The sequence below is a fragment of the Plantibacter sp. MCCC 1A11337 genome, from assembly GCF_013349365.1.
GTDB classification, from domain to species: Bacteria; Actinomycetota; Actinomycetes; order Actinomycetales; family Microbacteriaceae; genus Plantibacter; species Plantibacter flavus_A.
Genome location: NZ_JABJWX010000002.1, coordinates 382054 through 407161, shown reverse-complemented (window position 1 = coordinate 407161; position 25108 = coordinate 382054). Strand labels below are relative to the sequence as shown.

Sequence of the window (25108 nt, the reverse complement as noted above, 5' to 3'; positions counted from 1 at the left end):
GGGTGCGGGTCGGGCGGGCGGGCGGTGATCGGTGTCAGGCACTGAAGCCGCCGTCGACGGGGAGGACGACGCCGCTCGTGTGACTCGCGAGGTCGCTGAGGAGCCAGGCGGCAGCTTCGCCGACCTCGGCGCCCGTCCCGGCCTTGCGGAGTGGCGTCGCGGCGATCCGCGCCTCCACCCCGCCGGGGATGGCGGCGCGGGTCTGGTCGAGCATCGTTGTCTCGGTCGGTCCGGGCGCAAGGGCGTTCACGCGGATACCGAGCGGCCCGTTGTCGTGTGCGGCCGTGCGGGTGAGGCCGATCACGGCGTGCTTCGTGGCCTGGTAGGCGCCCATGCCGGAGCTGCCGCGGAGTCCGCCGATGCTGCTGACGTTGACGATCGAGCCGACTCCGGCCTCCCGCATGACGCGGAGCTCCTCGCGCATGCACAGCCACACGCCCTTCACGTTGACGGCGAGGATGCGGTCGAAGTCCTCCTCGATCACCTCGTCCAGGCGACCAGCCTGGGTGAGCGCCGCGTTGTTGAACGCGCCGTCGAGCCTGCCGAACCGTTCCATGGTGGCGTCGACGATCCGCGCGACGTCGGCACCGACGCTGATGTCACCGGTGGTCGACGCGGCGTCGAACCCGGCGGTGATGAGGTCCTCGGTCACCGCTGCGAGCGGTCCTGCGGTCCGCGCCACGAGCATGACGGAGGCACCGTGCCGCGCGAAGACACGCGCGGCGTCGGCACCGATCCCGGCGCTCGCACCGATGACGAGGACGACCTTGCCGTCGAGGAGCGGCTGCTGCGGGGTCGTGACGGGTGCTGCGGTCATGAAGGGTCCTTCCAACGGGTGGCTTGGGAGCGGTGCACGGTGGGTGTGTCGCGGCGGGCGGCGGTCATCAGGCGTACCGCACCGTTCGGCCCGCCTGCACCGCCGCGGACGCCGCGCCTCCGAGCAGACTGGCATCGTTGCTCATCACCGTGAAGCGGTAGCCGGCGTCGACGGAGGCCCGGACGGCTGCCGCCGACGCACCGCCCGCGTTGCCGATGGGCTTCCCTGCCGCGACGGTGTCGCGGACGGCGTCGGCGATGAGCGCGGCGACGACCGGGTCCGTCTCGCTGCGGCCCTCGCTCGTGGAGAGGTCGGCGGCGCCGATGAGGAGGGCGTCGACACCGGCGACGGCTGCGATCGTGCCGGCGGCCCGTGCGGCGGCGGCGCTCTCGATCTGGGCGATCAGGACGACCTCCTCCTGCCCGAACCGCAGGTACTCCTCCCGTGAGGTCGCACCCCAGGCACCGGCCCGACTCGTACTGCCGACCCCCCTCGTGCCGAGGGGTGGAAAGCGGACGGCGGCTGCGGCGGCCTCTGCTTGCTCGACCGAGTCCACGTGCGGGAGCATGATCCCCTCCGCACCGGCGTCGAGCACCCGCTGGACGATCCCGCCGTCGAGCGACGGGATACGGACGATGGGTGAGACCCCGGCCAGCAAAGCCACCGCGATGTGCTGTGAGGCCGTCTCGATGCTCAACGGCGAATGTTCGAGGTCGATGACGGCGAAGTCGAAGCCGGCGAGCGCCACGAGCTCCATGCTCTCCATCGCAGGGAGCTTCACCCAGGTGCCGAGGGCGGGTCCGGAGGGGTCGGCGAGCGCGGCGCGGAACCGGCTCGAGCGCTTGCTCGTCATGGTCACGCGGCCGGGTAGTCGTCGGCGTTCAACACCCAGCCGGAGGCCGAGAAGTCGACCCTCGGTGGAGCGAAGATGTCGAGCAGCTGCTGGTGCTCACCGACGCCCTGCGTGGTGTGGACGGTGGGCGGCGGGATGATGCAGATCGACGGCGTACCGATCTCGGCGTGCTCGTCCTCGCGCCAGGTGGCCGAGTCGGGTCCCCAGGGGTAGCGGATGTGGTGCCGGAAGCGGCCCTTCACCCCGAAGGAGATCTGCTCGAAGTCGTCGTGGAAGTGCGGCGAGAGCTTGTGGGCGTCGCGCGGCGCGGGCTCCTCCGCGAGGAAGTTGACCATCAGGTTCGTCGTCCGGAAGATGCGGCCGAACCGTCCCTCGGCGATCGGGGTGTCGGCGAGGCGGTACACCCGCAGCGCGAAGCCGCCGACCGGGTCGGGCCACGGCACGAGTGGCGCGGCCCGTTCGTCGGGTTCGGCGTACGCGTCGGCGTTCGAGGCCTGCTGCAGGAGGTCCTCGGCGCGGGTGGAGAACAAGCGGATGACCGGGCCGTCGGCCAGGACCTCGATCTCGCTGTCGCCGGGTGGGACGACGACGAACGCCTCCTCGTCGACCGTGACGTCCGTCGCTCCCGCCGTGATCCGGAGCGCGGCGCTGTCCGAGTACAGGAGGACGGCGTACTCGTCGGGCTGCCCGGTGCGGGCGAGCCGGTCCCCGGCGCGGGCGTCGGAGTAGGCGATCACGAGGTTGGCCGCTCTGGCGATCCAGGTGCGACCGCCGGCCGGACTGGTCTCCGTGGATTCGACGTCATGGAACGCGATCCACTGCGACGGTTTCACCGGAGTGCCCGGATCGACCGCCGACGCGGACGGGGGTGTCGTCGTGGCCAGTCGTGAGCGGATGTCGTCGTTGGCATACATCGTCATGGGGGTTCCTTGCGTGAGAGGGAGGACGTCGTGAGTGTGAGGACCGGGTCAGCGGGTGACGCGGTCGAGCCCTTTGAGGTGGAGCATGCGGCGGGCGTCGGCGGGCGTCGCGATCGTCTTGCCCAGGTCTTCGACGACGGCGCGGATCTTCCGCACCTGTTGGGCGTTGCTCGTCGCGAGCTCGCCCTTGCCGATCCAGAGGCTGTCCTCGAGACCGACACGGACGTGTCCGCCGAGCCACGCGCTGTGCGTTCCGAACTGCATCTGCCCCCGCCCGGCCGCGAAGGCGGAGAAGGAGTAGTCGGCTCCGAAGAGCTTGTCCGCGATTGCGACCATGTGCGTGAGGTTCTCGTGGTCGGCCCCGATCCCGCCGAGGATGCCGAAGACGCCCTGGATGAGGAAGGGCGCCTTCGCGAGCCCCCGATCAACGAAGTGGGCGAGTGAGTACAGGTGACCGATGTCGTAGCACTCGTATTCGAAGCGGGTGCCGAGACCGTCGCCCAACTCCCGCAGGGTGTGCTCGATGCGGTCGAAGGAGTTGATGAAGGGCTGCGAGTAGGTGTTCAGCACGTACTCGCGCTCCCAGTCGTGCTTCCAATCGGTGACCTTGTCGGCGATCCCCGAGTAGACGAAGTTCATCGACCCCATGTTGAGCGAGGCGAGTTCCGGGGCGAACCGCATCGCCCCGGCCAGTCGCTGTTCCATGGTCATGGCCGACGAACCACCGGTCGTGATGTTGATGACGACGTCGGTCTCGTCGAGGATGCGTGGGACGATCTCCTCGTAGATCTCGGCCTCCCACGCGGGGCGGCCGTCGGGGTGACGGGCGTGCAGGTGGATGATCGCCGAGCCGGCCGCCACCGCCTCGAGTGCCGACGCGACGACCTGGTCGGCGCTGAGCGGCAGGTGGTCGCTCTGCGAGGGGACGTTGACCGATCCTGTGACCGCTGTACTGATGATGACCTGCTCGGCGGCGCGCATCAGTTGCTCTCCTCGAGCCCCAGCAGGAAGGCCGTGTTCCGGCAGATCATCTGGCGGATGTCGCGCTCGGCGACCCCGTGGTCGAGCAACTGCTGGATGACGTAGATGTACCCGTCCACCGGAAGAGGGTTCGTGAGCTGCCCGAGATCGGAGTCGATCACCGTCCGCTCTGGACCGACCTTCTCGATCCAATCGACCAGCCGGCTGATCGGGAAACCGGGCGCGGGGACGTCCGGGTGGTACATCGACATCTCGTGCTCGACGAAGGCGCCGTAGCCCAGCATCTCCTCCACGTCAGTGTCGGAGGCGTTCACGATGAAGTCCGGGTGGTGCAGGAGGAGCCGAGTGACGCCGTTGTCCTTCGCCGTCGCGAACAGCGCCTTCATCGACTCGGCGTCGAGGTGGCCGCCGGAGAGCATGATGCCGGCCTCGCCGACGAGCTGGGTGACGCGGACCGTCTCGGCCGAGACGTTGCCGTCCGCAGCCCAGATCGACTCCTCCCGCTCCTCGAGGTTCGAGCCCGCGGTGGGGAAGCCGTCGTCGTGACTGTGCGCTCGGATGTGCTGGCCGGCGGAGACCGTCGGCCCCCACACGGCGCGACCGCCCATCTGGATCGCGACGGCGACGGCGGAGGGGTTGACCCCGCCGACCTCCGAGTTCAGGGCGACACCGCCGTAGGCCGGCGTGGGTGCGTCCTTCAAGAGGTCCTGCATGGCGAGCAGGTCCATGACGGTGTTGTGGTGGTGCGACTTGATGAGGATCGCCCGCAGGTTGATGCGGGCCGCGTCGTAGGACGCCTCCACATGGTTGAGCCGACGAGGGAACGGGCTGGGGCCGGAGTGCACGTGCAGATCGACGGCTCCGTCCAGGACCTTCAACAGGGCGGGCGACGGGATCGGTGCGTCTTCGGTGGCGAGCATCCGAGAACCTCCTTGTGTTCGGATTGCGTACTTTCAGTTCAGATTACGCACACTGCAATCGCGGTGTCTAGTGAAAGTTGCGGAAACAGAGGGTGATCGAGCGACACGCACTGTTCATGATGCGAAAATGATGATTGCATTATGAACAGACACCTGCTGTACTGATCGACACCAGCAGCTTCGACCCTCGACGAGGAGGTGAGTGACATGAGTGACGCGATCGCGGGGATCACCCAGCCGGTCCCATTGCCCGACGCCGACCGCGGGTCCATCCAGTCGATCGAACGTGCGGCGATGGTCCTCGCGCTGTTCGACCAGCACACTCGCACCCTCTCGCCCACGCTCGTCTCCGAGCGACTCGGCTTGAACCGCACGACGGCGCACCGATACCTGCTCTCCATGCAGGCGTCGGGGTTCCTCAACGCCTCCTACGGCCCGGGCCCGCTCATCGACCAACTCTCCGGACTCGTCTCGACGCGCCAGCAGATCATGACCCTCGCCCCCTCGCTCCTCCGCCAGCTCTCCGATCGGACGGGCCTCACCGCGGTCGTGAGCTTCCTCGGCCGCTCCGGCGCCGTCGTCGGCCACGTCGAGGAGGCGAACGAGGGCACCATCGTGCTGACCGTGCGGGTCGGGACGGTGCTCGAGATCAAAGCCGCGCAGTCGCGCGTGCTCCTCGCCTTCCAGTCCGACCCTGCGGTCGTGTCCCGCCTGCACGCCGGTCTGCCGCCGGCGGAAGCACAGCGCGAGCACGCCGAGCTCGCCCTCGCGCGACGCGATCGCATCGCCTGGGCGGACCTCGGCCGGGTCGGGCTGGCCTCGGTGGCCGCGCCCGTGTTCGGCGCCGACGACGTCCAGGCGGCCATGGCCGTCCTGGGCACCACGACCATGCTCCCGTCCTCCACAGAATCCGAGGAGCGCGTGACCATGCTCCGCGAGGCTGCCGAGCAGCTGAGCGCCATGCTGAACGGATGACCACATGACGACCACCTCCCCTCCCTCCACCAGGCGACTCCCGCGCCCGGCCTGGCTCATGCTGGTGCCCGCGCTCGGCCTGCTCGCTGCGGTGCTACTGGTGCCGCTCGGGCAGAGCCTCGTGCGCAGTCTGGGCGCCCCCGACCTCACCCTCGACCACTACGCCTCCCTCTTCACCGACGGGGTGACGCTCACGGTTCTCGGCCGGACCGCGTCGACCGCGGTCATCGTCACCGTCGTCGCGTTCCTGCTCGGCTACCCCTACGCGTACTTGATGACGCGGGTCGGTCCGCGGCTGCGCGGGATCCTGCTCGTGATCGTGCTCATCCCGTTCTGGACCTCGGTCATGGCGCGCAACTACGCCTGGATCGTGCTGCTGCAGCGTGGTGGGCCGGTGCAGAGCGCCTTCGAGTTCTTCGGCCTGGGGGACGTCACCTTCCAGGGCAGCGTCGTCGGCGTCACGATCGCGATGAGCCAGGTGCTCCTCCCGTTCATGGTCCTCCCGCTGTACAGCTCACTCGGCGGCATCGACCGCAAGCTGCTCCTCGCGGCCCGAGGCCTCGGATCCTCGCCGCTCGTCGCGTTCTGGAAGATCTACTGGCCGCTCTCGCGCGGCGGCGTCGTGTCCGGCCTCATCCTCGTCTTCACCTTGAGCCTCGGCTTCTACGTCACGCCGGCCTTGCTCGGCTCCCCACAGCAGTCGCTCATCGCCCAGTTGCTCGCCCAGCGGACCACGCAGTTGCTCGATTTCGCCGGCGCCGGGGCGCTCGGCGTCCTCGTCCTCGTCGTCACCCTGACCCTCGTCGCCTGGGCCAACCGCTTCGGCGGGACCATCTCGGCCATCGGCGTCACCAGTACCGCCCGAAGCAAGGAGCAGTCATGACCGCGCTGAGCGACGTCGACGACCTCGACACCCGCAGCGTCCTCACCGCACGCGGACCGTCCGCTTCATCGGAAGCACGCCGGGCACGGCGCAAGGACCGTGGCATCGACCCGGTGCCGTGGTGGCTCATCGTCATCGGGACCCTCGTGGCGTTGTACTTCATCCTGCCGACGCTCATCGTGATCCCGTTGAGCTTCAGTGCCGCGTCGGCGTTCCAGTTCCCGCCCACGGAGTTCTCCCTCCGCTGGTACGAGAACTTCTTCACCGACCCGAAATGGCTCTCCTCGCTCGGCAACTCCCTCCTCGTGGCGATCCTGGCGGCCGCCATCGCGACGCTCGTCGGCACGGCCGCGGCGGTCGGCCTGAACCGACTGACCGGTCGGCTCGCCGGCTTCCTCCGCACGCTGCTGATGATCTCGATGGTCACGCCCGCCATCGTCGTGGCCGTCGCGGTGTACGTGTCGTTCCTCCAATGGCACCTGACGGGCAGCCTGCTCGGCTACGTCCTGGCCCACGCGGCGCTCGGCGTGCCGTTCGTCCTCGTCTCCGTCACCACGGCGCTCGGCGGGTTCGACCCGAAGTTGCTCCGGGCCTCCGCATCACTCGGCGCCTCACCCCTACGTTCGTTCACCACCGTGACGATGCCGCTCATCAGCCGCGGCGTCCTCACCGGGGCGATCTTCGCCTTCGTCACCTCCTTCGACGAGGTCGTCATCGCGCTGTTCCTCCGCTCACCCACCTTCCAAACGCTGCCTGTGCAGATGTACAACAGCGTCACCTTCGAGCTGGACCCCACCATCTCCGCGTCGTCGAGCCTCGTCGTCGTCGCGGTCACCGTCATCTTCCTGGTGCCCATGCTCATCGGCAGCCGCACCAAGAACCGTTAGGAGCCGTCGTGACCATCTCGCGATCAGACACCACCGCGCCCGCCCAGGAGACCGCCTCCCGGCAGGGCACCCAGATCCGCCTCTCGGGCGTCACCAAGGACTACGGTCTCGCCATCCCGGCGGTGGACGACATCTCGCTCACGATCCAGCCGGGTGAGTTCATGACCCTGCTCGGCCCGAGCGGATCGGGGAAGACCACGACGCTCAACCTCATCGCGGGGTTCGAGACGCTGACCGCCGGGACCATCGACCTGGACGGGACCGACGTCGGCTCCCTGCCGCCGCACAAGCGCAACCTCGGCATGCTCTTCCAGAACTACGCGCTCTTCCCGCACATGACGGTCGCCCAGAACGTCGGCTACCCGCTGCGCGAGCGCAAGCTGCCGAAGGCGGAGATCACCCGCCGTGTCGCCGAGGTGCTCGAACTCGTCCAGCTCCCAGGGCGGGACGGCAACTACCCGTCCCAGCTCTCCGGCGGACAGCAGCAACGTGTCGCCCTCGCGCGAGCGATCGTCTTCAACCCGGCGGCGCTCCTGCTCGACGAACCCCTCGGCGCCCTCGACCGCAACCTCCGGGGCGCGCTGCAGATGGAGATCCGGCGCATCCACCGCGAGGTGGGTTCCACCTTCGTCTTCGTCACGCACGACCAGGAGGAGGCGATGAACCTCTCCGACCGCATCGCCCTGTTCAACAGCGGTCGAATCGAGCAGGTCGGCTCTCCGGAGCAGCTCTACCGTGAGCCGGACACCCTCTTCACCGCGACCTTCCTGGGCGACTCGAACGTCTTCGACCTCGGCGGATCGGCGTTCGGCCCACAGGCGGGCTGGGAGGGCAACACCTGGTCCATCGATCCGACGACGGTCGCCGACCACCCCGGCGTCGGCGTCCACGGCGCGGTCGTCGTGAGGCCGGAGGACGTGCGCATCACCCAGGACGCAGCCGCCGTCCCCGTGGGGAGCAACACCGTGCAAGCGGTCGTCCGTGACCTCGAGTACATGGGTTCCTACCGTACGGCGATGCTCGATCTCGGACGATCAGGTCAGCTCGGCCGCGCCCGGATCGATGCGCTCGACTCCGCCCACGCGATCGGCGACACCGTCACCGCCTGGTGGAAGCCGGAGCGGCAGCGCATCGTCGCCGCCTGAGCCGCAACCCACGCCCCACACCAGCTGCACACCCGAACACCCACCCTGCGCCCGACTTCCGTCGGAGCGCCCATCAAGAGGAGACGACAATGGCGCCCAGCTCCACCTCCAGATCCACCAGGAACACCAAGCCCCGCACCCGCTTCGTCATCGGCGTGAGCGCCGTCGCGATCACCGCACTGCTGTCGGGCTGCGCGAGCGGCGGCGACGCCGCCCCGAGCGGCTCATCGTCAGCGGGCGACGACGCGGCCGCCACGATCACCTTCGTCGGTTACGGCGGCGGCGGACAGGACGCGCAGATCGAGGCCTGGCAGGAGCCGTACACGAAGGCGCACCCGAACGTCACCTTCGTCAACACCTCCCCGCCCGACGTCGCCCAGGTGAAGGCGCAGGTCGAGAGCGGCTCCGTCCAGTGGGACGTCATGGCGACGGCACCCTACGCGGCCCAGCAGAACTGCGGCACGCTCTTCGAGAAGCTCGATCTCAGCGATGTCGATCAGACCGACCTCGTCGAAGGCACCGTCGGCGAGTGCTACCTCGGCAACTGGATCAACGCCACCCCGATCGCCTACCGCACCGACGCCTTCCCCAAGGGCAAGGGCCCGAAGACGGTCGCGGACTTCTTCGACGCCGAGCAGTTCCCCGGCCAGCGGGGCATCGTCACGAACCTGCAGAACGGCATCCTCGAGTACCCGCTCCTCGCCGACGGGGTGAAGCCCGACGACCTCTACCCGCTCGACGTGGACCGCGCCCTCGACAAGCTCGACGAGATCCGTGACGTCACCACCTTCGCGCCGAACGTGGGTGCCCTGCAGCAGGCGGTCGAGGCGAACCAGGTGGACATGTTCCTCCTGCCCGACTCGAGGCTCGTCCCGCTGCTCCAAAGCGGGTTCGACATGACGATCGTGTGGGACGTGACCGTCGCCTCGCTGAACGCCTTCGCCATCCCGAAGGGTGCGCCGAACAAGCAGGCCGCCGTCGACTTCATCTCGAGCGTCGTCGAGCCCGAGCAGGTCGCGAAGATCTCGGAGCTGCTCGGGGTCGCCCCCGTCAACACGGCAGCGAAGCCGAAGCTGGACGAGTTCACCGAGCAGGTCGAGGTGTACGGTCCGACCAACACCGGCGAGACCGTGCTCCAGGACATCGACTGGTACACGGACAACTTCAACGACACGACGACGAAGCTGACCACCTGGCTCGCGGGGTGATCCCGTGACCCGCGCCGAGGCTCCGCCCACCCGGGGATGTTCTCCAGCTGAACTACGATTCAGTCATGGCGAACATCGAGGGAACGGGCGAGGCATCCGGATCGGACATCCAGGCGGTGGACCGGGTCGGACAGATCTGCTCCCTGTTCGGCCCTCACACCACCGAGCTGACGGCGGCGGAGGTGGCCGAGCGGTTGGGACTCAACCGCACCACCGCGTACCGCTACTGCGCATCGATGGTGTCCGCCGGAATCCTCGACCGCGGCCCGCGGCGCAGCACCTTCGTCCTCGGCGGGCTCATGCTCCAGCTCGGTATCCACGCCCTGAGCCGCCGCCGGGTCACCGAGGTCGCACCACCACACCTCGCCGAGCTGAGTGCCGCCGTCCGGATGACGGCGGTGCTCAGCCTCTGGGGAGCACGCGGGCCGGTCGTCACACTCGTCGAGGAGGACCGCACCCGCTCCGCCGTCGTGACGGTCCGGGCGGGCACCCTGCTCGATGCGACCGCCGCCCAGACCAGGGTGTTCCTGGCGCACCTGACGGACGAGCGCGCGTTCGGCTGGATGACCGAGGGGTCGACCTCGGCGCAGCGAGCCGAGCTGGAGGCGGCGGTCTACACCGCGCGTCGCTCCGGCTACTGCATCGCCTCCCAGTCCGGCGGCGTCTTCACCGCCGCAGCACCGGTGTTCGACGACTACGGCATCGCCGCGACCGTCGGACTGCTCGGTGCCGACCCCGACGCCGACCTCAGTGCCGGCTCCCCCATCATCACCGCGCTCCTGCGCACGACGACCGCGTTGAGCGACGACCTCCGCGGCAGACCGGACGGATCCACCGATGACAACTCCGAACTATGACGAGCTCACCAGAGCGACCCCGCCCGGATCCAGCTGGTCCGTCTTCGGACCGGACGACGAGCTGGGAACCGTCAACTTCCTGACGCCGGAACGCGTCGCGGCGGCCGCCGGCCTCGTCCGGACCGGTCGACGGTTCGGGCTCGACCATCCGGTCACCGCGTTCGAGCCCTACCCGACGGGTACCCGACGCCCGCTCGAGCACCACGTGTTCTCGAACAACGAGTGGCACCGAGACGACTACCTGGACTCCTTCTACCTCCAGTCGTCGTCGCAGATCGACGCACTCCGGCACATCGGCCACCCGCAGCACGGCTTCTACAACGGCCTGAGTCCGGAGGCGAACGATGCGACGTCGACCCGTCTCGGCGTGCACAACTGGGCCGACGCCGGCATCGCCGGTCGCGGGGTGCTGCTGGACATCCCGCGATACTTCGAGGCCACCGGCCGGGCCTACGACCCGTCGTCGACGATCGCGATCGACGCGCCGCTCCTCGATGCCATCGCCGAGCATCAGGGCGTGGTCTGGCGCGGCGGGGAGCTGCTCCTCCTCCGGACCGCGTGGGCCGAGCAGTACCTCGCGAAGACGCCGGTGGAGCGCCTTGCCACCCCGTGGCGACGGTCGCCGGGGCTGGCGCAGCGGACATCCGTGCTGCGCTGGCTGTGGGATCACGAGATCGCCCTGGTGGCCGCGGACAACCTCGCCGTCGAGGCGGATCCGGTCGTGGAGAGCGACTTCCGGTCGCCGGACGATCTGCCGCCCGAGCGCGGAGTCGACCACAGCGGCATGCTCCACCGACCACTCATCGCCCTGCTGGGCATGGCGCTCGGCGAGCTCTGGCGGCTGGACGAACTCGCGGCCGACTGCGCGGCCGACGGCGTCTACGAGTGCTTCGTCACCTGTAAGCCGCTCTACATCCCGGGCGGGGTGGGTTCACCGCCGAACGCGATCGCGATGAAGTGAACGGACGCGTGACGCCCGTGCACAAGCACTCAGGCGCGGGCCCTCACGCCATGCAGGGAGCCCACTCCTGGTTGGAGAGTTCCCGCTGCTCGTTCTCGGTCTGCAAGAGCCAACCGGTCTTCGTCGCGCCTCGGTACTGTCCGCTCACGAGGTCGGCGCACCAGGAGCGACCGTCGAAGGCCCACCGGACGAAACTCGCCTCACTCCCCTTGCGCAGGAGCGGGCGTTCGCGTTCTACCTGACTCATGTGTTCCATCTCGACGGTGGCTGACATATCTTCCAACCGTATCGAGGAATGCAGTCGGTGAACAGACTGCGCACGCTCCTTGCGTTTCACGGCCACTTGCCCGAAAATACCCGGTCGCGCCCGGAAGCGGCGTCCTTCGAGATGCTCGGAGAGCGAGCGCAACGATCGGTCAGCCCACGAACACGCGGAGCGCCTCGTCGCTGAGCGCCCGGTCGGCGAACACGAGGCGCACGGCATCGGGATCCGGGTTGCCCGCGTCGGGGCCACGCCAGACGACCTCCAACCCCGCGCGTTCAGCAGCCCGTCGTGATCCCTCGTTGTGCTCCAGGAGGAACGCCACCACGGGCAGATCCGGTGCCGACGCCGATGCCGCGGCTCGCGCGGCCGCGATGAGCTCCTGTGCGTATCCGCGCCCCCAGGCCGCGGGCGCCAGACGGTAGTAGAGGTTCCAGGCGAGCCCTCCCCGCAGGCTCGGGCCACCGATGCCGACCAGGGCACCCGTCGTGGTGTCGCGCGCGACCCACACGTCGAGACCGTTCGCCTCCCAGCCGGCCTGGTACCGCTCGATCAGGTCGCGGGTCTCGGCGAGCGCCGTGTGTCGGGCGGACGGCAGGTGCGTCCAGACCGCGGGGTCGGCATGGAGCTCGTGGAGCTCCGGCAGGTCGCGCTCGGTGGGGCGGGCGAGCGTCAGTCGTTCCGTCAGGGTCGGCGGCGTCGCGTCGGTCATGCCTTCCATTCTGCTCTCTGGAGCGACACGCTTCGCAGCGCGGCGTCGCCGCGTAGAGTCGTCCCCAGCGCCGACGGAGGAGGGCCATGCGACTGCACGTCGAGGAACGCGGGCACGGACCGGTCCGGATCGCCCTCATCCACGGGTTCCTGGCCGACGGGGCCGCCTGGACCGACGTCGTCGCAGCGTCCGACCCGGAGCGGTACACGTTCCTACTCGTCGACCTGCGCGGTCACGGCTCCAGCCCACGTGCCGATCGCACCCGGGGTGAGCGGTACGACATCGCCTCGCTCGCGGCCGACCTCGTCGAGACGTTGCCGACCGGCCTCGACGCGATCGTCGGCCATTCCCTCGGCGGGCGGCTCCTCATCGACATCGTCGGCCCCCTCCGCCCGGCGCACGCGATCTACCTCGATCCCGGGTTCGGCCTGAAACTGCCGGGCCGAGGCCTCGGCGCACGACTGTTCTGGAGCATCCCCGGGCTGCCGCGGCTCTTGGCCTGGCTGTACGACCGCACGGATCCCGCGACGGGTCCCGCGAACGTCGCGCTCGCCGAGGCCGCCCATGCCGCGTGGGACCGCTCGATGGTCGCGGAGGTGCTGCAGGACGTCGCAGCGAATCCGGCGACCCCGGCGGCGCCGACCGTCCCCTCGACGCTGGTGCTGTCGGACGACGCGAAGCTCGTCCTTCCGAGCAGCCACGTCCCTCGCTACGAACAGCTGGGCTGGACCGTCACGCGGTTCCCGGGGATCCGCCACGACATGGCGGCGCTCGACGGGGCACGGACCTTCGAGGTGATCCAGGCCTCGCTCTGAGCCGGCTCAGAGACCGAAACCGACCCAGCCAGCCGTCTCGGTCACTGAGCCTGTCGAAGTGCACACGGTGGACCCCGCCCTTCGACAGGCTCAGGGACCAGGTGAGTCACTCAGCGACCCGTTCAGACGGGGCTCCTGTGCAGAGTGCTGATATCTCGCACACATTCCTGCATCATGCACATTCTGCTGCGGACGGGCCGTCAGTAACGTTGCCGCCACCCGCACCGCTCCCTCCCCCACTTCTGGAGACCAGCATGGCTCGCATGGCACACGCAGACGACTTCGCCCTGTCCCGCGTCCGTCCCGACGCACAGAAGCCCTGGTTCGGCATCGCCGTCCAGCGCTTCGGACAGGTGTCGGCCCTGTCCCAGTTCCTCCTCGGCGCCACCCTCGGCTACAGCATGACCTTCGGTGAGGCGTTCCTCGCCCTGCTCCTCGGCTCGATCATCCTCGAGGTGATCATGTGCATCGTCGGCATCATCGGCCAGAAGGAGGGCCTCAACACCGCCCTCCTCGCCCGCTGGACCGGCTTCGGAGAGGTCGGCGCCTCCCTCGTCGGACTCGCGATCGGCATCAGCCTCATCGGCTGGTTCGGCATCCAGAGCGCGATCTCCGCCGAATCGCTCGACGCCCTCCTGCCCGGCTTCATGCCGGTCTGGGCCTGGAGCCTCATCTTCGGCCTCGCCGTCACCGCCATCGTCGCCTACGGGTTCAAGGGCATGCAGTGGCTCGCGAACATCACCGTCCCGCTGTTCCTCATCCTCGTCGGCTGGTCGATCATCAGCGAACTCACCCAGCACGACTTCATGGAACTCGTCACCGGCCCGGCACCCGGCCCCACCATGAGCGTCTGGGCCGGCACCGGCATCGTCGCGGGCGGCCTCATCGTCGGCGCCATCATCACCGCCGACATGACCCGCTTCAACCGGTCCCGCGCCGACGTCATCAAGCAGACCGTCGTCGGCGTCTCGCTCGGTGAGTTCGTCATCGGCCTCTCGGGCGTCCTTCTCGCCCACGCCGCCGCCTCCGGCAACGTCGTCGCGATCGTGACGTCCTCGGTCGGCCTCATCGGCCTCATCATCGTCATCACCGGGACGCTCAAGATCAACGACTGGAACCTGTACTCGTCGACGCTCGGCCTGGTCAACTTCATCTCGACCGCGTTCGGCAAGAACCTCAACCGCGTGACCACCACCATCGTGCTCGGTGTGGTCGGCTCCATCCTCGCGGCGGTCGGCATCCTCGGGCAGTTCTCCGGCTTCCTCATCATCCTCGGCGTCGCCTTCCCGCCCATCGCCGGCATCATGGTCGCCGAGTACTTCATCGTGAAGCGCTGGCGCGGCGAGCTCGACGAGACGCGCGCCTCGGGCCGCCTCCCCACGACCGCCCCGCGCATCGTCCCGGCGACCATCATCATCTGGGCCGTGTCCGCGATCACCGGCTACTTCGTCACCTGGGGCATCCCCGCCGTCCTGTCGCTCATCCTCTCGATGGTGCTGTACATCGCCGCCGGCAAGCTCGGCCTGGTCCGGGGTGTCGGCGTCGCCCACACCTCGCAGATCGAGGCGGATGTGACGACGGACAGCCCCGCCACCGCCTCGAGCTGACCCGGGGGACGTCCGTTCCACCCCGTCAGACCGTTCCACCGCACACCGCTCCACCGCACCAACAGAAAGCGAACCCCTCATATGCACATCGGTATCGATGTCGGCGGCACCAACACCGACGCCGTGCTCATGGACGGCACCACCACCCTGGCGGCCGTCAAGCACGCGACCACCCCGGACGTGACCGACGGGATCGTCCAGGCGATCGGCGAACTGCGGAGCGGCCACCACTTCGACGGTGATCAGATCACCGCGGTGATGATCGGCACGACGCACTTCATCAACGCCCTCGTGCAGGCCAAGCGGCTCGCACCCACCGCGGCCCTGCGGCTCGGGCTCCCGGCCACCCGCGCGTTGCCGCCCCTCGTGGACTGGCCGGCCGAGCTCGTCGAGGCGATCAGTGCACGCAGCTACCTCGCGCACGGCGGCTACGAGTTCGACGGACGCCCCATCTCGCCGATCGACCCCGACGAGCTGCGGGCACACGCCGAGGACATGCGTGCGAACGGCATCCGCTCCGTCGCGATCTCCTCCGTCTTCAGCCCCGTCAACCACGACCTCGAGGTCGAGGCGGCGCGGATCGTCGGCGAGGTCCTCGGCCCGGACGTCGCCATCTCGCTCTCGCACGAGATCGGGCGCATCGGTCTCCTGGAACGCGAGAACGCGACGATCATCAACGCAGCCCTGCGCGAGCTCGCCTCGGAGATCGTCGATGGGCTCACCGCCGCCGTCCGGAAGCAGGGCATCGAGGCGCCCATCTTCCTCAGCCAGAACGACGGCACGCTCATGGACGAGGACTACGTGCGCCTCTACCCGGTCGCGACCTTCGCCTCAGGCCCCACCAACTCGATGCGCGGGGCGGCACTGACGAGCGGACTCGCGACCTGCGCGGTCGTCGACATCGGCGGCACCACGGCGGACATCGGGCTGCTCATCAACGGCTTCCCTCGCGAGACGGCGAACGAGGTCAAGGTCGCCGGCATCCGCACCAACTTCCGCATGCCCGACGTCCTGTCCATCGGGATCGGCGGCGGCAGCATCGTCGACGAGGAGACCGCCGAGGTCGGGCCGGCGTCCGTCGGGTACAAGCTCATGACCGAGGCCCTCGTCTTCGGCGGCAGCACCCTCACGGCGACGGACATCGCCGTGGCCGCCGGTCGCGCGTCGATCGGCGACGCGTCGAAGGTCGCGCACCTCGACCCGGCCTTCGTGGAGCGAGTGCTCGAGCGGATCGGCGAACGCATCGCCGAGGCCGTCGACCGCATGCGCACGTCCCCAGAGCCGATCCCCGTGGTGGCGGTCGGCGGTGGGTCGATCCTGCTCTCCGACGAACTCCCCGTCTTCGGCGCCGTCCACCGGCCCGACAACTACGCCGTGGCGAATGCCATCGGTGCTTCCATCGCGCAGGTCGGGGGCGAGATCGACAAGGTCTACGCCATCGAACCCGGTCGGCGTGAGGAGGCGATCGCCGAGGTCCGTGCCGAGGCGATCGACAAGGCGATCGCGGCCGGCGCCTCCCCCGCGTCGGTCGCGATCGTCGACTTCGACGAGGTCCCGATCCCCTATCTCCCGGGGAACGCCACGCGCATCCGGGTGAAGGCCGTCGGCGACCTCGACATGGGAGGCCTCCGATGAGCTGGACCATCTCGGCCGAGCTCATCCCCGGCCTCGCCCGTGGCGCGGCCGTCCTCGGGACCGGCGGCGGCGGCGACCCGTACATCGGCGCGCTCCTCGCCGCGCAGGCGCTCCGCGAGCACGGCGACGTCACCGTCGTCACCCTCGACGAGGTCCCCGACGACGCGCTCGTCCTCACCGTCGCGATGATGGGCGCCCCGACCGTCATGGTCGAGAAGCTGCCGAGCCTCACCGAGGTCGTCGCACCGGTCCACGCCCTCAGCGCGTCCCTCGGTCGCCCGGTCACGCACATCGCGTGCGCCGAGGTCGGCGGCGTGAACTCGACCATCCCGATCGCCGCGTCCGCAGCGCTCGGACTCCCCCTCATCGACGCCGACGGGATGGGGCGGGCCTTCCCCGAGCTGCAGATGGTGCTCCCGACCCTGTACGGGATCGACGCCTCCCCGCTCGCGTTCAGCGACGAGAAGGGGAACACGGGCGTCCTCACGACCGTCGACAACAGCTGGACGGAACGCATCGCCCGCGTCGCCTGTGTCGAGATGGGCTGCTCGGTCATGATCTCCGGCTTCCCGATGTCCGGTGCGCAAGCGCGCGAGGCGCTCGTAGCCGATTCGCTGTCGCTGTGCCGCGAGATCGGCGACGGCATCGAAGCGGCCCGCGCCGAGAAGGCCGACCCCGTGGAGCGGACCGTGCGGCTGCTCGGCGGTCGCGAGCTGTTCTCCGGCAAGGTCGTCGACGTCGAGCGCGCGACCACCACCGGGTTCGCCCGCGGTCGAGCCCGCATCGACGGTGTCGACGCGAGCCTGGAACTGTCGTTCCAGAACGAGCACCTCATGGCGGCACTCGACGGCGTCACCCTCGTGACGACGCCCGACCTCATCATGGTGCTCGAGCACGATTCCGGCGAGCCCATCACCACCGAGGGACTCCGGTACGGGCAGCGCGTCCGCGTGATCTCGGCACCGAGTGACGACCGCTGGCACAGCCCCGAGGCGCTCGCGATGGTCGGGCCGGGGTACTTCGGGTACGAGGTGCCGTCGCACCGCTTCGACGGCACAGCCGAGACGCCTGCGCCTGACGCGCCGGAGGTCGCCGCATGAGCTGGACGCTGACCGCGGACGACCTGCCCGACCTCGCCCGAGGCGCCACCCTCCTCGGGACCGGCGGCGGCGGCGACCCGTACATCGGCATGATGCTCGTGAAACAGGTGCTCGGCGACCGCTCCATCACGATCCTCGACCCCGACGAGCTCGCCGACGACCTCTTCGTCATCCCCACCGCGCAGATGGGCGCTCCGACGGTCATGGTCGAGAAGATCCCGGCCGGCTTCGAACCGACCCTCGCCCTACGGACGCTCGAGGAGCACCTCGGGCGCACCGCCGACGCGACCATGCCGATCGAGTGCGGTGGCATCAACTCGATGATCCCGCTCATCGTGGCCGCCGAGACCGGGCTGCCGGTCGTCGACGCCGACGGCATGGGCCGGGCCTTCCCGGAGCTCTCCATGGAGACCTTCGCGGTCTACGGCGTGCACGGTTCGCCGCTCGCCATCGCCGGGGAACGCGGCGAACGCGTGATCATCGACACCGGCGACGACGACCGGCAGATGGAGTGGTTGGCGCGCGGCATCGCGATCCGCCTCGGCGGCGTCGCCCACATCGCCGAGTACGCGATGAGCGGGGCGGACGTGCGTCGCACCGCGGTACCGCGGACGATCTCGATGGCGCTGGCCCTCGGCCGGGCGATCCGGATCGCCCGCGAGGAGCACCGTTCGCCGTTCGCCGCCATCGCCGACACCCTGTCCACGACGCTCTACTCCCACGTCCGGGAGTTGTTCGTCGGGAAAGTGGCCGACGTCGAGCGCCGCACCACCGAGGGCTTCGCCAAGGGCACGGCCGTCATCTGGTCGGCCGACCCGTCGAGCTCCGAACGTCTCGAGATCTCGTTCCAGAACGAGAACCTCATCGCCCGATGGAACGGTGAGGTCGTCGCGATCGTGCCGGACCTCATCTGCATCGTCGACCACGAGACCGCCGAGCCGATCACCACGGAGGGCCTCCGCTACGGCCAACGCGTGCGGGTCCTCGGGATCTCGACGCCGGCACTCATGCGCACGCCGGACGCACTGCGCGCGTTCGGGCCGAGCGCGTTCGGGCTCACGGAGCCGTTCGCCCCGGTCGAGGGCGAGGCGGCGGCTGCGGAAGCCGCGGATGGGTTCGCCGCGGGTCAGGCGGTCCGAGCCTAGGCTGAGGGCATGCCGACCCTCCTCGAGCGCGATCGCCTCCCCGCCCTGGCGACGGGGTTCGCGATCCTGGGCTCGGGAGGTGGCGGCGCGACGACGATGCTCGAGCTGGCGCTCCGCGACGAGCGCGCCTGGCCGTTCGACCTCCACAGCGTCGACGACCTCGACCCGGAGACCCCGTGTCTCGCCGTCGGCTTCGTCGGTTCCACGATGCTGCTCAGCGAGCGCCTCCCCGGCACGGATCCGTTCGGGCGGCTGATCGGAGCTGCGGAACGCTGGCTCGGACACCGCATCCCGGCCATCTGTTCGTTGGAGGGTGGCGGGGTCAACGGGCTCACCCCCTTCGCGTTCGCCGCAGGGCGGACCATCGTCGACGCTGATCTGACCGGACGCGCCGTCCCCTCGCTCGACCAGATGTCGATCCTCGTGGACGAGGTCCCGGGCATCGTCGTCACCTGCGACACCGGTGCCGGCGGGGTCGCCCTCGTCGAGACCGAGCGGGCCCTCGACATCGAACGCGTCGTCCGCGCGGCGATCGTGCAGGCCGGTGGGAGCGGCGGCATGGTGTTCGCGGGCTTCACGGTCGGCGACCTCCGAGCGCACGCCATCGTCGGGAACGCCGCCCGGGCACTCGAGCTGGGCGGAGCGTTCCTCGCGCGGATCGACGGCCCGCTGACCGCCCTGGCCGAGTCGCTAAGTGGACGGCTCCTCGCGGAGGGTCGGGTCAGCAGCATCGAGCCGGACTCACGGGACCCGCACGTCCTCACCTTCGGGATCGACGGGAGCAGTGGCGCGCTGCACCGCCTCGTCGCCCGCTCCGAGACGCTCGCGTTCATGACGGACGGACGACTCGAAGCCGCCGCGCCGGACCTCATCGTCGTGGTCGACGCGGTCTCCCGGGACATCCTCGAGGTCACGGCGATCTCGATGGCGAGGCACGTCGCCGTCATCCGGGTCGACGGTCCGGACTGGTGGTCCGGCTCCCCGGAGCGACTCCGCCATGTGCTCCCGTCCGCCTACGGCCTGGACGAGCTCGACGAGGTCCGAACCGACGAGGTCCCGGCATGAGCGATCGCCTGCAGCTGGGCGCACTCCTCGCCCACCCCGACAATGGTGGCGTGCGGCTCGTCGCCGGCCCGGCCGACGCCAATTGGGCCGGCGTGGTGGTCGAGACGAACGAGGCGGCCCTCCCCGAGGACGGCGCCGGTCGACTCGCCGTGGTGACCGGCGTCCCACCCACGAGGCCGTGGCAGCAGGATGCGCTCGTCCGTCGCACCCGGGATCGTGGCTTCCTCGCCCTGGCGATCCCGGAGGCCGACGGCTTCGGCGCGGGGACGCGCGCGCTCGCCGACCGACTCGGCTTCTCGCTCCTGCACGTCGACCGACCGATGCTGCTCGCGAAGGCGTGTTGGCAGCTCGTCGAGGCCCGCGACTCCCTGACCCTCGGGTACGTCCGCAAGGTCGCGCAGTCCATCGAGTACCACGCCGAGGGCCTGGCCGACCTCCTCCGCCACCTCTCGACGAGTATCGGCCACGGGATCGCCCTCATCGACGGTGAGGGGGTCCTGCTCGAGGCCGGCGGGCGGCTGCCGTCCGAGGTGCACGCGGCGATCGACTTCGGCCCCTGGGTCGACCTGACGAAGGCCGGGCGTAGCGCGGCGGCATCGGTCCGGGTGGACAGCCCGAGTCGGGAGGGCCTCCGGGTCGCGTTCTTCGGGGACGGACTCGACGACCGACAGCTGAGTGCGCTCGCGGTCGCCGCCGAGGTCGCCATGCCCGCCGTCGCGGCGCGGATCCTCATCGACGAGGTGGCCGAGGTCAGTGACGCGTCCGTGTCGTCCGGCGTCCTGCGGGACTTCGTGGACCTCCGAGGCCGCCCCGACCCCGACGTCGAACGCCGCATGCTCGAGCGGGGCTGGCGGACGACCGGCTACCACCTCGCGTTCCGCATCGTCGGCCGGAGCCGGGTGGACGCCCTGCAACTCCTCCGCTTCGTCACCGGCGCGCTCGGTCGGATCGCCGTGGACTCCCACGCGACGACGAGCGGGCGCGGGGTGAGCGGTTGGCTGACCTTCGCCGAACCGCCGGAGCCGCCGCAGGTCGAGCGGTACATCGCCGCCCTCCGCGACCTGCACGTTGAGGCGCGGCGCTCGTTCAACGTCGCGACGGCCGTCGGGTCGCTGGCGAGCGGATCGGCGGGCTTGACGTCGTCACTCGGGGAGGCGTCCGACGCGGTGCGCATCGCCGCGAACCGGTCGACGACGGGCTGGTTCGTGCGGGTGGACGGCCTCGGCCTGGAACAGCTGCTGCTCGCGTGGACCGGCAACGACACCTTCGTCCCGGCAGCACGGTCGCTCCTCGCCCCGTTGCAGACCGGCAGCGGCGAGCTGCTGACGACGCTGTCCGCCTACCTCGACCACGAGTCCGCGGTCGCGCCGACGGCGGCCGCGCTCGGGCTGCACCGCAACACCGTCGCGACGCGGATCACCCGCGCGCAGGAGCTCCTCGGCGTCGACATGGCGGACCCGGAGGTGCGCCTCGCGCTCCACCTCGCCTGCCGCGCCGTGCGGTGAGCGTGGGCGCCGAGTCGCCCTGGTCACGTAGCCACCCTGGTCACGTAGCCACCCTGGTCGCTGAGCCACCCCGGTCACTGAGCCTGTCGAAGTGCACACGACAACCCCGCCCTTCGACAAGCTCAGGGACCGGAAACGGGAACTCAGGGACCGAAAGGGGACCTCAGCGGCTCAGACCGCCGTCGCGGTGAACTGCATCCGCGGGTTCGCGTAGAACTCCTGTGCCTCGACGAGCTGCAGCTCGCGCTGGCCCGAACGGTACGTGAGCTCGACCAGGTCGAACACACTCGACGCCGTGCGCTCGAGGGCGAGCTTCGCGTCGCGGGTCTCGCCGTAGTGCGCGGCGAACAGCGCCGCCGTGACGTCGCCGGAACCGTTCGCCTTGAACGGCAGCAGCGGCGTCTGGACGATCCACCGACCGGCGTCGTCCACGACGAGCATCTCGATCGTCTCGGGGTCGCGGTCGGGACGCTCGACGCTCGTCACCAGGACGACCGACGGACCCATCGCGCGGGCCAACTCGACCGACGCCAACGTGGACTCGAGCGAAGCGGGCTCGGTGCCCGTGAGGAAACCCAGCTCGAACTGGTTCGGCGTGATGATGTCGGCGTTCGGCACGACGCGGTCGCGCAGCAGGTCGGGGATCTCCGGGGCGACGAAGCAGCCGGACTTCGCGTTGCCCATGACCGGGTCGCACGCGTAGAGCGCCTCGGGGTTCGCCGCCTTGACCCGCTGCACCGCATCCACGATGACGTCTCCGATGCCGACGCCGCCCTGGTAGCCCGAGAGCACGACGTCGATCTGCGGGAACGCTCCGCGCTCCTCGACACCGGTGATGACCTCGCCGACCTGCTCGGGTGAGATGAGCGGCCCGCGCCACGCGCCGTACCCGGTGTGGTTCGAGAAGTTCACCGTGTTGACCGGGATCACCTCGACGCCGATGCGCTGGAGGGGGAACACGGCCGCGGAGTTGCCGACGTGCCCGTAGGCCACGGCTGACTGGATGGAGAGGATCTTCACGATGTCGCAATCACGATGGGGAGGCCGCCGCGGACACTGCGTTCGTGGCGGGCATGGACGGTGCCTGCAAGGACTCAACGATACTCTTCCGCCGCCTGCAGAACCCACGTGCCACGTCAACCCACGGACCGGATCCCCCTCGCGCCCGCCTCCGCTCCTATGCTGATCGGATGACGACACCTGAGAGCACGACCGCGCCGAGCGACACGACGGCGACCAAGATCGCCGCCGTCATCTACAACCCCGTGAAGGTCGACCTCGACGTGCTCCGCGAATCGGTCGAACGGTCCGCCGCCGATGCGGGCTGGGGCGAGTCGCTCTGGTTCGAGACGTCGGTGGAGGATGTGGGCCAGGGCGTCACCGCCGAGGCGATCGCCGCGAAGGTCGACCTCGTCATCGCGGCCGGCGGCGACGGCACGGTCCGCGCGGTCTCGGAGGCCCTGCGCGGGAGCGACATCCCCCTCGCGTTGCTGCCGTCCGGCACCGGCAACCTGCTCGCGCGCAACCTCGACCTCACCCTCAACGACCTGCCCGGCTCCGTCATCGCGGCGTTCACCGGCGAGGACAAGGCGATCGACCTCGGTGTCATCGACATCGAGCGCGCCGACCACTCACGCGACCGCCACGTGTTCGTGGTCATGGCCGGCATGGGCATCGACGCGAAGATGATCAAGAACACCGACGACGACCTCAAGGCGAAGGCCGGCTGGGCCGCCTACGTCGACGCGATCGTGAAGTCGCTGCGCGATCCGGACGAGCTGCACCTCCGGTTCCGCATCGACGACGAGCCGCAGGTGCGCGCCACCGTGCACACCGTCATCATCGGCAACTGCGGCTCGCTGCCCGCCAACATCCTGCTGCTGCCGGACGCGGTCGTCGACGACGGACTGTTCGACCTCATGTTCATGCGCCCCGGCGGGATCCTCGGCTGGATCCGGATCTGGGCGAAGGTCGCGTGGGTGAACGGTGTCCTGCGACGGACGAAGACCGGCCGGGCGTTGGCCGGCAAGAAGAAGGACGACGACGACCTCCAGTACGGCACGGCGAAGCGGTTCGTCGCCCGGATGTCGAAGCCGGAGGAGATCGAACTCGACGGCGACGGCTTCGGCAAGGCCATCGCGATCAACACCTGGATCGAGCCGGGTGCCCTCACCGTCCGCGTTCCGGCCGCGGCGGAGTAGCTCGCGCGCCCTCAGCTCACCGCTGTGCGTGGGGTGACCCGCCGGGCCCAGAGCAGCACGGGGATGAGCAGGAGGGCCAGCACGCCGCCCGCGATCGACAGCGCGCCGTAGCCGACACCCGCCATCACGACGCCGGACATGACGCCGGCTCCGGCACCGGCGAGCGCGATGAGGACGTCGAGCGTGCCCTGGGTGCGTGCCCGGTTGGCGGGCACCGTGTGGTCGACGACGAGCGCGGTACCCGCGATGAGCCCGAAGTTCCAACCGAGTCCGAGGAGGGCGAGCGCCAGGATGAGGAGGCCGAGCGAGTCCGCCGGCGCGAGTGCTCCCGTGACACCGGCGAGCAGGAGGGTCACGCCGGCGGCGATCGCCATCGGGGTGCGGCCGATCCTGTCGACCAGGACGCCGGTCACGAGCGAGGGGAGGTACATCGCGGCGATGTGGATCCCGATCACGAGCCCGACCTCGCCGAGGCCGTGGTGGTGGGCCCGCATGTGCACCGGGGTCATGGTCATCACCGCCACCATGGCGATCTGCGTGACCACCATGACCGCGGCGCCGACGTACGCGCCGACGCCGGGACGGAGACGTGCGGCGGTCGGCGGCGATGCCTGCTTCGACCCAGCCTGCTCCGCGGCGGTCTGCTCCACCTCCAGCTGCGCGAGCTCGGCATCGAGACGGCGGGCGAGGAGGAACGGGTCCGGTCTGAGCAGTACGAGCAACGCCGTCCCCGCCGCAAGGTAGGCGACCGCGGCGAGCAGGAACGGCCCGGCGAGCGACGGCAGTCCGAGGCCGGTCGCGAACGCCCCCAACGGCTCGACGAGGTTGGGCCCGGCGACGGCGCCGAGTGTCGTCGACACCATCGCGACGCTGATCGCCGAACCACGTCGGGCCGGGGTCGCGAGGTCGGTGCCGGCGTAGCGCGCCTGGAGGTTGGTGGCCGTGCCAGCGCCGTAGACGAAGAGCGACAGGAAGAGCAGCGGCACCAGGGCGGTGGTGGCGGCCACGACCACTCCGATCGCGCCGACGCCGCCCGCCGCGAATCCGAGTCCGAGCCCGATACGCCGGCCGAGCCGCTGGGTGACGCGCCCGACGAGGAAGGCGGTGAGCGCGGAGCCGAGGGTGAGGAGCGCGGCTGCGACGCCCGCGAGGCTCATGCTGCCGAGGACGTCCTGCACGAGGAGCGCCCCGACCGTCACCCCGGCGGCGAGACCGGCGCCGCCGAGGACCTGGCTGATGACGACGACCGTGAGCGTCCGCCGCTGGACGCGGGCTCGCTCGGCGGCGATGGCAGCTCTGGCGTCGGAATCCCGGGAATCGCTCTCACCGCGCTCGCCCATGCTCCGACCGTCAGCGTCGCGTGGAGATGCGACCGTAGGCGTCGACCGTCACGATGAGCGACTCGACCTTGCGGTTCACGACGCGGATGATCACGACGATGAGCCAGAGCCCGCCGGTGATGAGCGTCAGGATCAGGTTCCAGAACCAACCGATGCGCTTCTGTCGCTGCAGCACGGCCTGCTGGCCCTGCACCGACGACACCGTCCAACCGCGCGCGGCGTAGCGGGCGACTTCGGCGTTCAGGACGGCGGTGAGCTGCTCCATCGGGAGCGGTGTGGAGGAGGACATGCCTCGAATCTACCCGTCACGGGCG

General features: G+C 69.8%; 25 protein-coding genes. 15 read left to right on the top strand and 10 right to left on the bottom strand.

Features of this window, described 5'->3' with window-relative positions; translation table 11 throughout:
* Nucleotides 1-34 precede the first annotated feature (34 nt).
* From HOW07_RS09215 to HOW07_RS09195, 5 genes are all read right to left on the bottom strand, one after another.
* Nucleotides 35-817, bottom strand: a complete 783-nt coding sequence (locus HOW07_RS09215; protein ID WP_175116733.1) for an SDR family NAD(P)-dependent oxidoreductase — start codon at nt 815-817, stop codon at nt 35-37.
* Nucleotides 818-884: 67 nt separating this feature from the next.
* The gene (locus tag HOW07_RS09210; protein WP_175116732.1) at nt 885-1670 is read right to left on the bottom strand and encodes an HpcH/HpaI aldolase/citrate lyase family protein; all 786 of its coding nucleotides are present in this window, start codon (nt 1668-1670) and stop codon (nt 885-887) included.
* A gap of 2 nt (nt 1671-1672) precedes the next feature.
* Nucleotides 1673-2590, bottom strand: a complete 918-nt coding sequence (locus tag HOW07_RS09205; RefSeq protein ID WP_217485243.1) for a hypothetical protein — start codon at nt 2588-2590, stop codon at nt 1673-1675.
* A gap of 48 nt (nt 2591-2638) precedes the next feature.
* Nucleotides 2639-3571, bottom strand: coding sequence for a 3-keto-5-aminohexanoate cleavage protein (locus HOW07_RS09200; protein WP_175116731.1), 933 nt, complete (start codon nt 3569-3571; stop codon nt 2639-2641).
* Nucleotides 3571-4491, bottom strand: coding sequence for a DUF6282 family protein (locus tag HOW07_RS09195; RefSeq protein WP_175116730.1), 921 nt, complete (start codon nt 4489-4491; stop codon nt 3571-3573). The genes HOW07_RS09200 and HOW07_RS09195 overlap by 1 nt, the downstream gene beginning before the upstream one ends.
* 207 nt (nt 4492-4698) lie before the next feature.
* Here HOW07_RS09195 and HOW07_RS09190 point away from each other — a divergent pair, with 207 nt between their 5' ends.
* The 7 genes from HOW07_RS09190 (at nt 4699) to HOW07_RS09160 (ending at nt 11407) form a co-directional block, all read left to right on the top strand.
* Nucleotides 4699-5466 carry an IclR family transcriptional regulator gene (locus HOW07_RS09190; RefSeq protein ID WP_175116729.1) on the top strand — a complete coding sequence of 256 codons (768 nt, stop codon included), beginning with the start codon at nt 4699-4701 and terminating at the stop codon, nt 5464-5466.
* A gap of 4 nt (nt 5467-5470) precedes the next feature.
* Nucleotides 5471-6349, top strand: a complete 879-nt coding sequence (locus HOW07_RS09185) for an ABC transporter permease (RefSeq protein WP_175116728.1) — start codon at nt 5471-5473, stop codon at nt 6347-6349.
* On the top strand, nt 6346-7236 hold the full coding sequence (locus tag HOW07_RS09180; protein WP_175116727.1) for an ABC transporter permease: 891 nt from the start codon (nt 6346-6348) through the stop codon (nt 7234-7236). The genes HOW07_RS09185 and HOW07_RS09180 overlap by 4 nt, the downstream gene beginning before the upstream one ends.
* Before the next feature lie 8 nt (nt 7237-7244).
* Nucleotides 7245-8381 (top strand): ABC transporter ATP-binding protein, encoded by a 1137-nt coding sequence (locus HOW07_RS19815; protein ID WP_217485242.1) that lies wholly within the window; start codon nt 7245-7247, stop codon nt 8379-8381.
* 89 nt (nt 8382-8470) lie between these two features.
* Nucleotides 8471-9589: an extracellular solute-binding protein gene (locus HOW07_RS09170; protein WP_083397327.1), complete on the top strand. Its 1119-nt coding sequence runs from the start codon at nt 8471-8473 to the stop codon at nt 9587-9589.
* A 65-nt stretch (nt 9590-9654) separates the two neighbouring features.
* On the top strand, nt 9655-10446 hold the full coding sequence (locus tag HOW07_RS09165) for an IclR family transcriptional regulator (RefSeq protein WP_175116726.1): 792 nt from the start codon (nt 9655-9657) through the stop codon (nt 10444-10446).
* Complete coding sequence (locus HOW07_RS09160) at nt 10427-11407, top strand: cyclase family protein (protein WP_175116725.1); 981 nt, start codon at nt 10427-10429, stop codon at nt 11405-11407. The genes HOW07_RS09165 and HOW07_RS09160 overlap by 20 nt, the downstream gene beginning before the upstream one ends.
* A 43-nt stretch (nt 11408-11450) precedes the next feature.
* On the opposite strand, the gene HOW07_RS09155 is transcribed toward HOW07_RS09160, so the two are convergent.
* Nucleotides 11451-11654 (bottom strand): hypothetical protein, encoded by a 204-nt coding sequence (locus HOW07_RS09155; RefSeq protein ID WP_124768057.1) that lies wholly within the window; start codon nt 11652-11654, stop codon nt 11451-11453.
* A gap of 169 nt (nt 11655-11823) precedes the next feature.
* Complete coding sequence (locus HOW07_RS09150) at nt 11824-12381, bottom strand: GNAT family N-acetyltransferase (protein ID WP_079000670.1); 558 nt, start codon at nt 12379-12381, stop codon at nt 11824-11826.
* An 86-nt stretch (nt 12382-12467) separates the two neighbouring features.
* Here HOW07_RS09150 and HOW07_RS09145 point away from each other — a divergent pair, with 86 nt between their 5' ends.
* The 7 genes from HOW07_RS09145 to HOW07_RS09115 all read left to right on the top strand — a co-directional run bounded on the left by HOW07_RS09145 (nt 12468) and on the right by HOW07_RS09115 (nt 21253).
* The gene (locus HOW07_RS09145) at nt 12468-13196 is read left to right on the top strand and encodes an alpha/beta hydrolase (RefSeq protein ID WP_175116724.1); all 729 of its coding nucleotides are present in this window, start codon (nt 12468-12470) and stop codon (nt 13194-13196) included.
* A gap of 254 nt (nt 13197-13450) precedes the next feature.
* A complete protein-coding gene (locus tag HOW07_RS09140) occupies nt 13451-14803 on the top strand; it encodes a cytosine permease (RefSeq protein ID WP_079000664.1) in 1353 nt (450 codons plus the stop codon).
* A gap of 81 nt (nt 14804-14884) precedes the next feature.
* The gene (locus HOW07_RS09135; RefSeq protein ID WP_175116723.1) at nt 14885-16438 is read left to right on the top strand and encodes a hydantoinase/oxoprolinase N-terminal domain-containing protein; all 1554 of its coding nucleotides are present in this window, start codon (nt 14885-14887) and stop codon (nt 16436-16438) included.
* Entirely contained in the window at nt 16435-17538 is a 1104-nt protein-coding gene (locus HOW07_RS09130; RefSeq protein WP_175116722.1) for a DUF917 domain-containing protein, read from the top strand. The genes HOW07_RS09135 and HOW07_RS09130 overlap by 4 nt, the downstream gene beginning before the upstream one ends.
* Nucleotides 17535-18683 (top strand): DUF917 domain-containing protein, encoded by a 1149-nt coding sequence (locus tag HOW07_RS09125; protein ID WP_175116721.1) that lies wholly within the window; start codon nt 17535-17537, stop codon nt 18681-18683. Before HOW07_RS09130 ends, HOW07_RS09125 begins: the two co-directional genes overlap by 4 nt.
* A gap of 9 nt (nt 18684-18692) precedes the next feature.
* Complete coding sequence (locus tag HOW07_RS09120; protein ID WP_175116720.1) at nt 18693-19748, top strand: DUF917 domain-containing protein; 1056 nt, start codon at nt 18693-18695, stop codon at nt 19746-19748.
* Nucleotides 19745-21253 carry a CdaR family transcriptional regulator gene (locus tag HOW07_RS09115; RefSeq protein ID WP_175116719.1) on the top strand — a complete coding sequence of 503 codons (1509 nt, stop codon included), beginning with the start codon at nt 19745-19747 and terminating at the stop codon, nt 21251-21253. Before HOW07_RS09120 ends, HOW07_RS09115 begins: the two co-directional genes overlap by 4 nt.
* Nucleotides 21254-21424: 171 nt before the next feature.
* Here the strand turns inward: HOW07_RS09115 and pdxY are convergent, their stop codons facing one another.
* Nucleotides 21425-22273, bottom strand: a complete 849-nt coding sequence (pdxY, locus tag HOW07_RS09110) for a pyridoxal kinase PdxY (protein ID WP_079000654.1) — start codon at nt 22271-22273, stop codon at nt 21425-21427.
* A gap of 170 nt (nt 22274-22443) precedes the next feature.
* Between pdxY and HOW07_RS09105 the strand changes: the two genes are divergently transcribed.
* Nucleotides 22444-23454 carry a diacylglycerol kinase family protein gene (locus HOW07_RS09105; protein WP_064295398.1) on the top strand — a complete coding sequence of 337 codons (1011 nt, stop codon included), beginning with the start codon at nt 22444-22446 and terminating at the stop codon, nt 23452-23454.
* 11 nt (nt 23455-23465) lie between these two features.
* On the opposite strand, the gene HOW07_RS09100 is transcribed toward HOW07_RS09105, so the two are convergent.
* Together HOW07_RS09100 and HOW07_RS09095 are read right to left on the bottom strand one after the other, a co-directional pair.
* Nucleotides 23466-24794, bottom strand: a complete 1329-nt coding sequence (locus HOW07_RS09100) for an MFS transporter (RefSeq protein WP_175116718.1) — start codon at nt 24792-24794, stop codon at nt 23466-23468.
* A 10-nt stretch (nt 24795-24804) separates the two neighbouring features.
* Nucleotides 24805-25083, bottom strand: a complete 279-nt coding sequence (locus tag HOW07_RS09095; RefSeq protein WP_138945899.1) for a hypothetical protein — start codon at nt 25081-25083, stop codon at nt 24805-24807.
* Between the last annotated feature and the right edge of the window lie 25 nt (nt 25084-25108).

What these genes read in the sequence shown, in the direction of transcription:
- HOW07_RS09215 (WP_175116733.1), bottom strand. Translation starts at nt 817, where the DNA reads ATGACCGCAGCACCCGTCACGACCCCGCAGCAGCCGCTCCTCGACGGC.
- HOW07_RS09210 (WP_175116732.1), bottom strand. Translation starts at nt 1,670, where the DNA reads ATGACGAGCAAGCGCTCGAGCCGGTTCCGCGCCGCGCTCGCCGACCCC.
- HOW07_RS09205 (WP_217485243.1), bottom strand. Translation starts at nt 2,590, where the DNA reads ATGACGATGTATGCCAACGACGACATCCGCTCACGACTGGCCACGACG.
- HOW07_RS09200 (WP_175116731.1), bottom strand. Translation starts at nt 3,571, where the DNA reads ATGCGCGCCGCCGAGCAGGTCATCATCAGTACAGCGGTCACAGGATCG.
- HOW07_RS09195 (WP_175116730.1), bottom strand. Translation starts at nt 4,491, where the DNA reads ATGCTCGCCACCGAAGACGCACCGATCCCGTCGCCCGCCCTGTTGAAG.
- HOW07_RS09190 (WP_175116729.1), top strand. Translation starts at nt 4,699, where the DNA reads ATGAGTGACGCGATCGCGGGGATCACCCAGCCGGTCCCATTGCCCGAC.
- HOW07_RS09185 (WP_175116728.1), top strand. Translation starts at nt 5,471, where the DNA reads ATGACGACCACCTCCCCTCCCTCCACCAGGCGACTCCCGCGCCCGGCC.
- HOW07_RS09180 (WP_175116727.1), top strand. Translation starts at nt 6,346, where the DNA reads ATGACCGCGCTGAGCGACGTCGACGACCTCGACACCCGCAGCGTCCTC.
- HOW07_RS09170 (WP_083397327.1), top strand. Translation starts at nt 8,471, where the DNA reads ATGGCGCCCAGCTCCACCTCCAGATCCACCAGGAACACCAAGCCCCGC.
- HOW07_RS09165 (WP_175116726.1), top strand. Translation starts at nt 9,655, where the DNA reads ATGGCGAACATCGAGGGAACGGGCGAGGCATCCGGATCGGACATCCAG.
- HOW07_RS09160 (WP_175116725.1), top strand. Translation starts at nt 10,427, where the DNA reads ATGACAACTCCGAACTATGACGAGCTCACCAGAGCGACCCCGCCCGGA.
- HOW07_RS09155 (WP_124768057.1), bottom strand. Translation starts at nt 11,654, where the DNA reads ATGAGTCAGGTAGAACGCGAACGCCCGCTCCTGCGCAAGGGGAGTGAG.
- HOW07_RS09150 (WP_079000670.1), bottom strand. Translation starts at nt 12,381, where the DNA reads ATGACCGACGCGACGCCGCCGACCCTGACGGAACGACTGACGCTCGCC.
- HOW07_RS09145 (WP_175116724.1), top strand. Translation starts at nt 12,468, where the DNA reads ATGCGACTGCACGTCGAGGAACGCGGGCACGGACCGGTCCGGATCGCC.
- HOW07_RS09140 (WP_079000664.1), top strand. Translation starts at nt 13,451, where the DNA reads ATGGCTCGCATGGCACACGCAGACGACTTCGCCCTGTCCCGCGTCCGT.
- HOW07_RS09135 (WP_175116723.1), top strand. Translation starts at nt 14,885, where the DNA reads ATGCACATCGGTATCGATGTCGGCGGCACCAACACCGACGCCGTGCTC.
- HOW07_RS09130 (WP_175116722.1), top strand. Translation starts at nt 16,435, where the DNA reads ATGAGCTGGACCATCTCGGCCGAGCTCATCCCCGGCCTCGCCCGTGGC.
- HOW07_RS09125 (WP_175116721.1), top strand. Translation starts at nt 17,535, where the DNA reads ATGAGCTGGACGCTGACCGCGGACGACCTGCCCGACCTCGCCCGAGGC.
- HOW07_RS09120 (WP_175116720.1), top strand. Translation starts at nt 18,693, where the DNA reads ATGCCGACCCTCCTCGAGCGCGATCGCCTCCCCGCCCTGGCGACGGGG.
- HOW07_RS09115 (WP_175116719.1), top strand. Translation starts at nt 19,745, where the DNA reads ATGAGCGATCGCCTGCAGCTGGGCGCACTCCTCGCCCACCCCGACAAT.
- HOW07_RS09105 (WP_064295398.1), top strand. Translation starts at nt 22,444, where the DNA reads ATGACGACACCTGAGAGCACGACCGCGCCGAGCGACACGACGGCGACC.
- HOW07_RS09100 (WP_175116718.1), bottom strand. Translation starts at nt 24,794, where the DNA reads ATGGGCGAGCGCGGTGAGAGCGATTCCCGGGATTCCGACGCCAGAGCT.
- HOW07_RS09095 (WP_138945899.1), bottom strand. Translation starts at nt 25,083, where the DNA reads ATGTCCTCCTCCACACCGCTCCCGATGGAGCAGCTCACCGCCGTCCTG.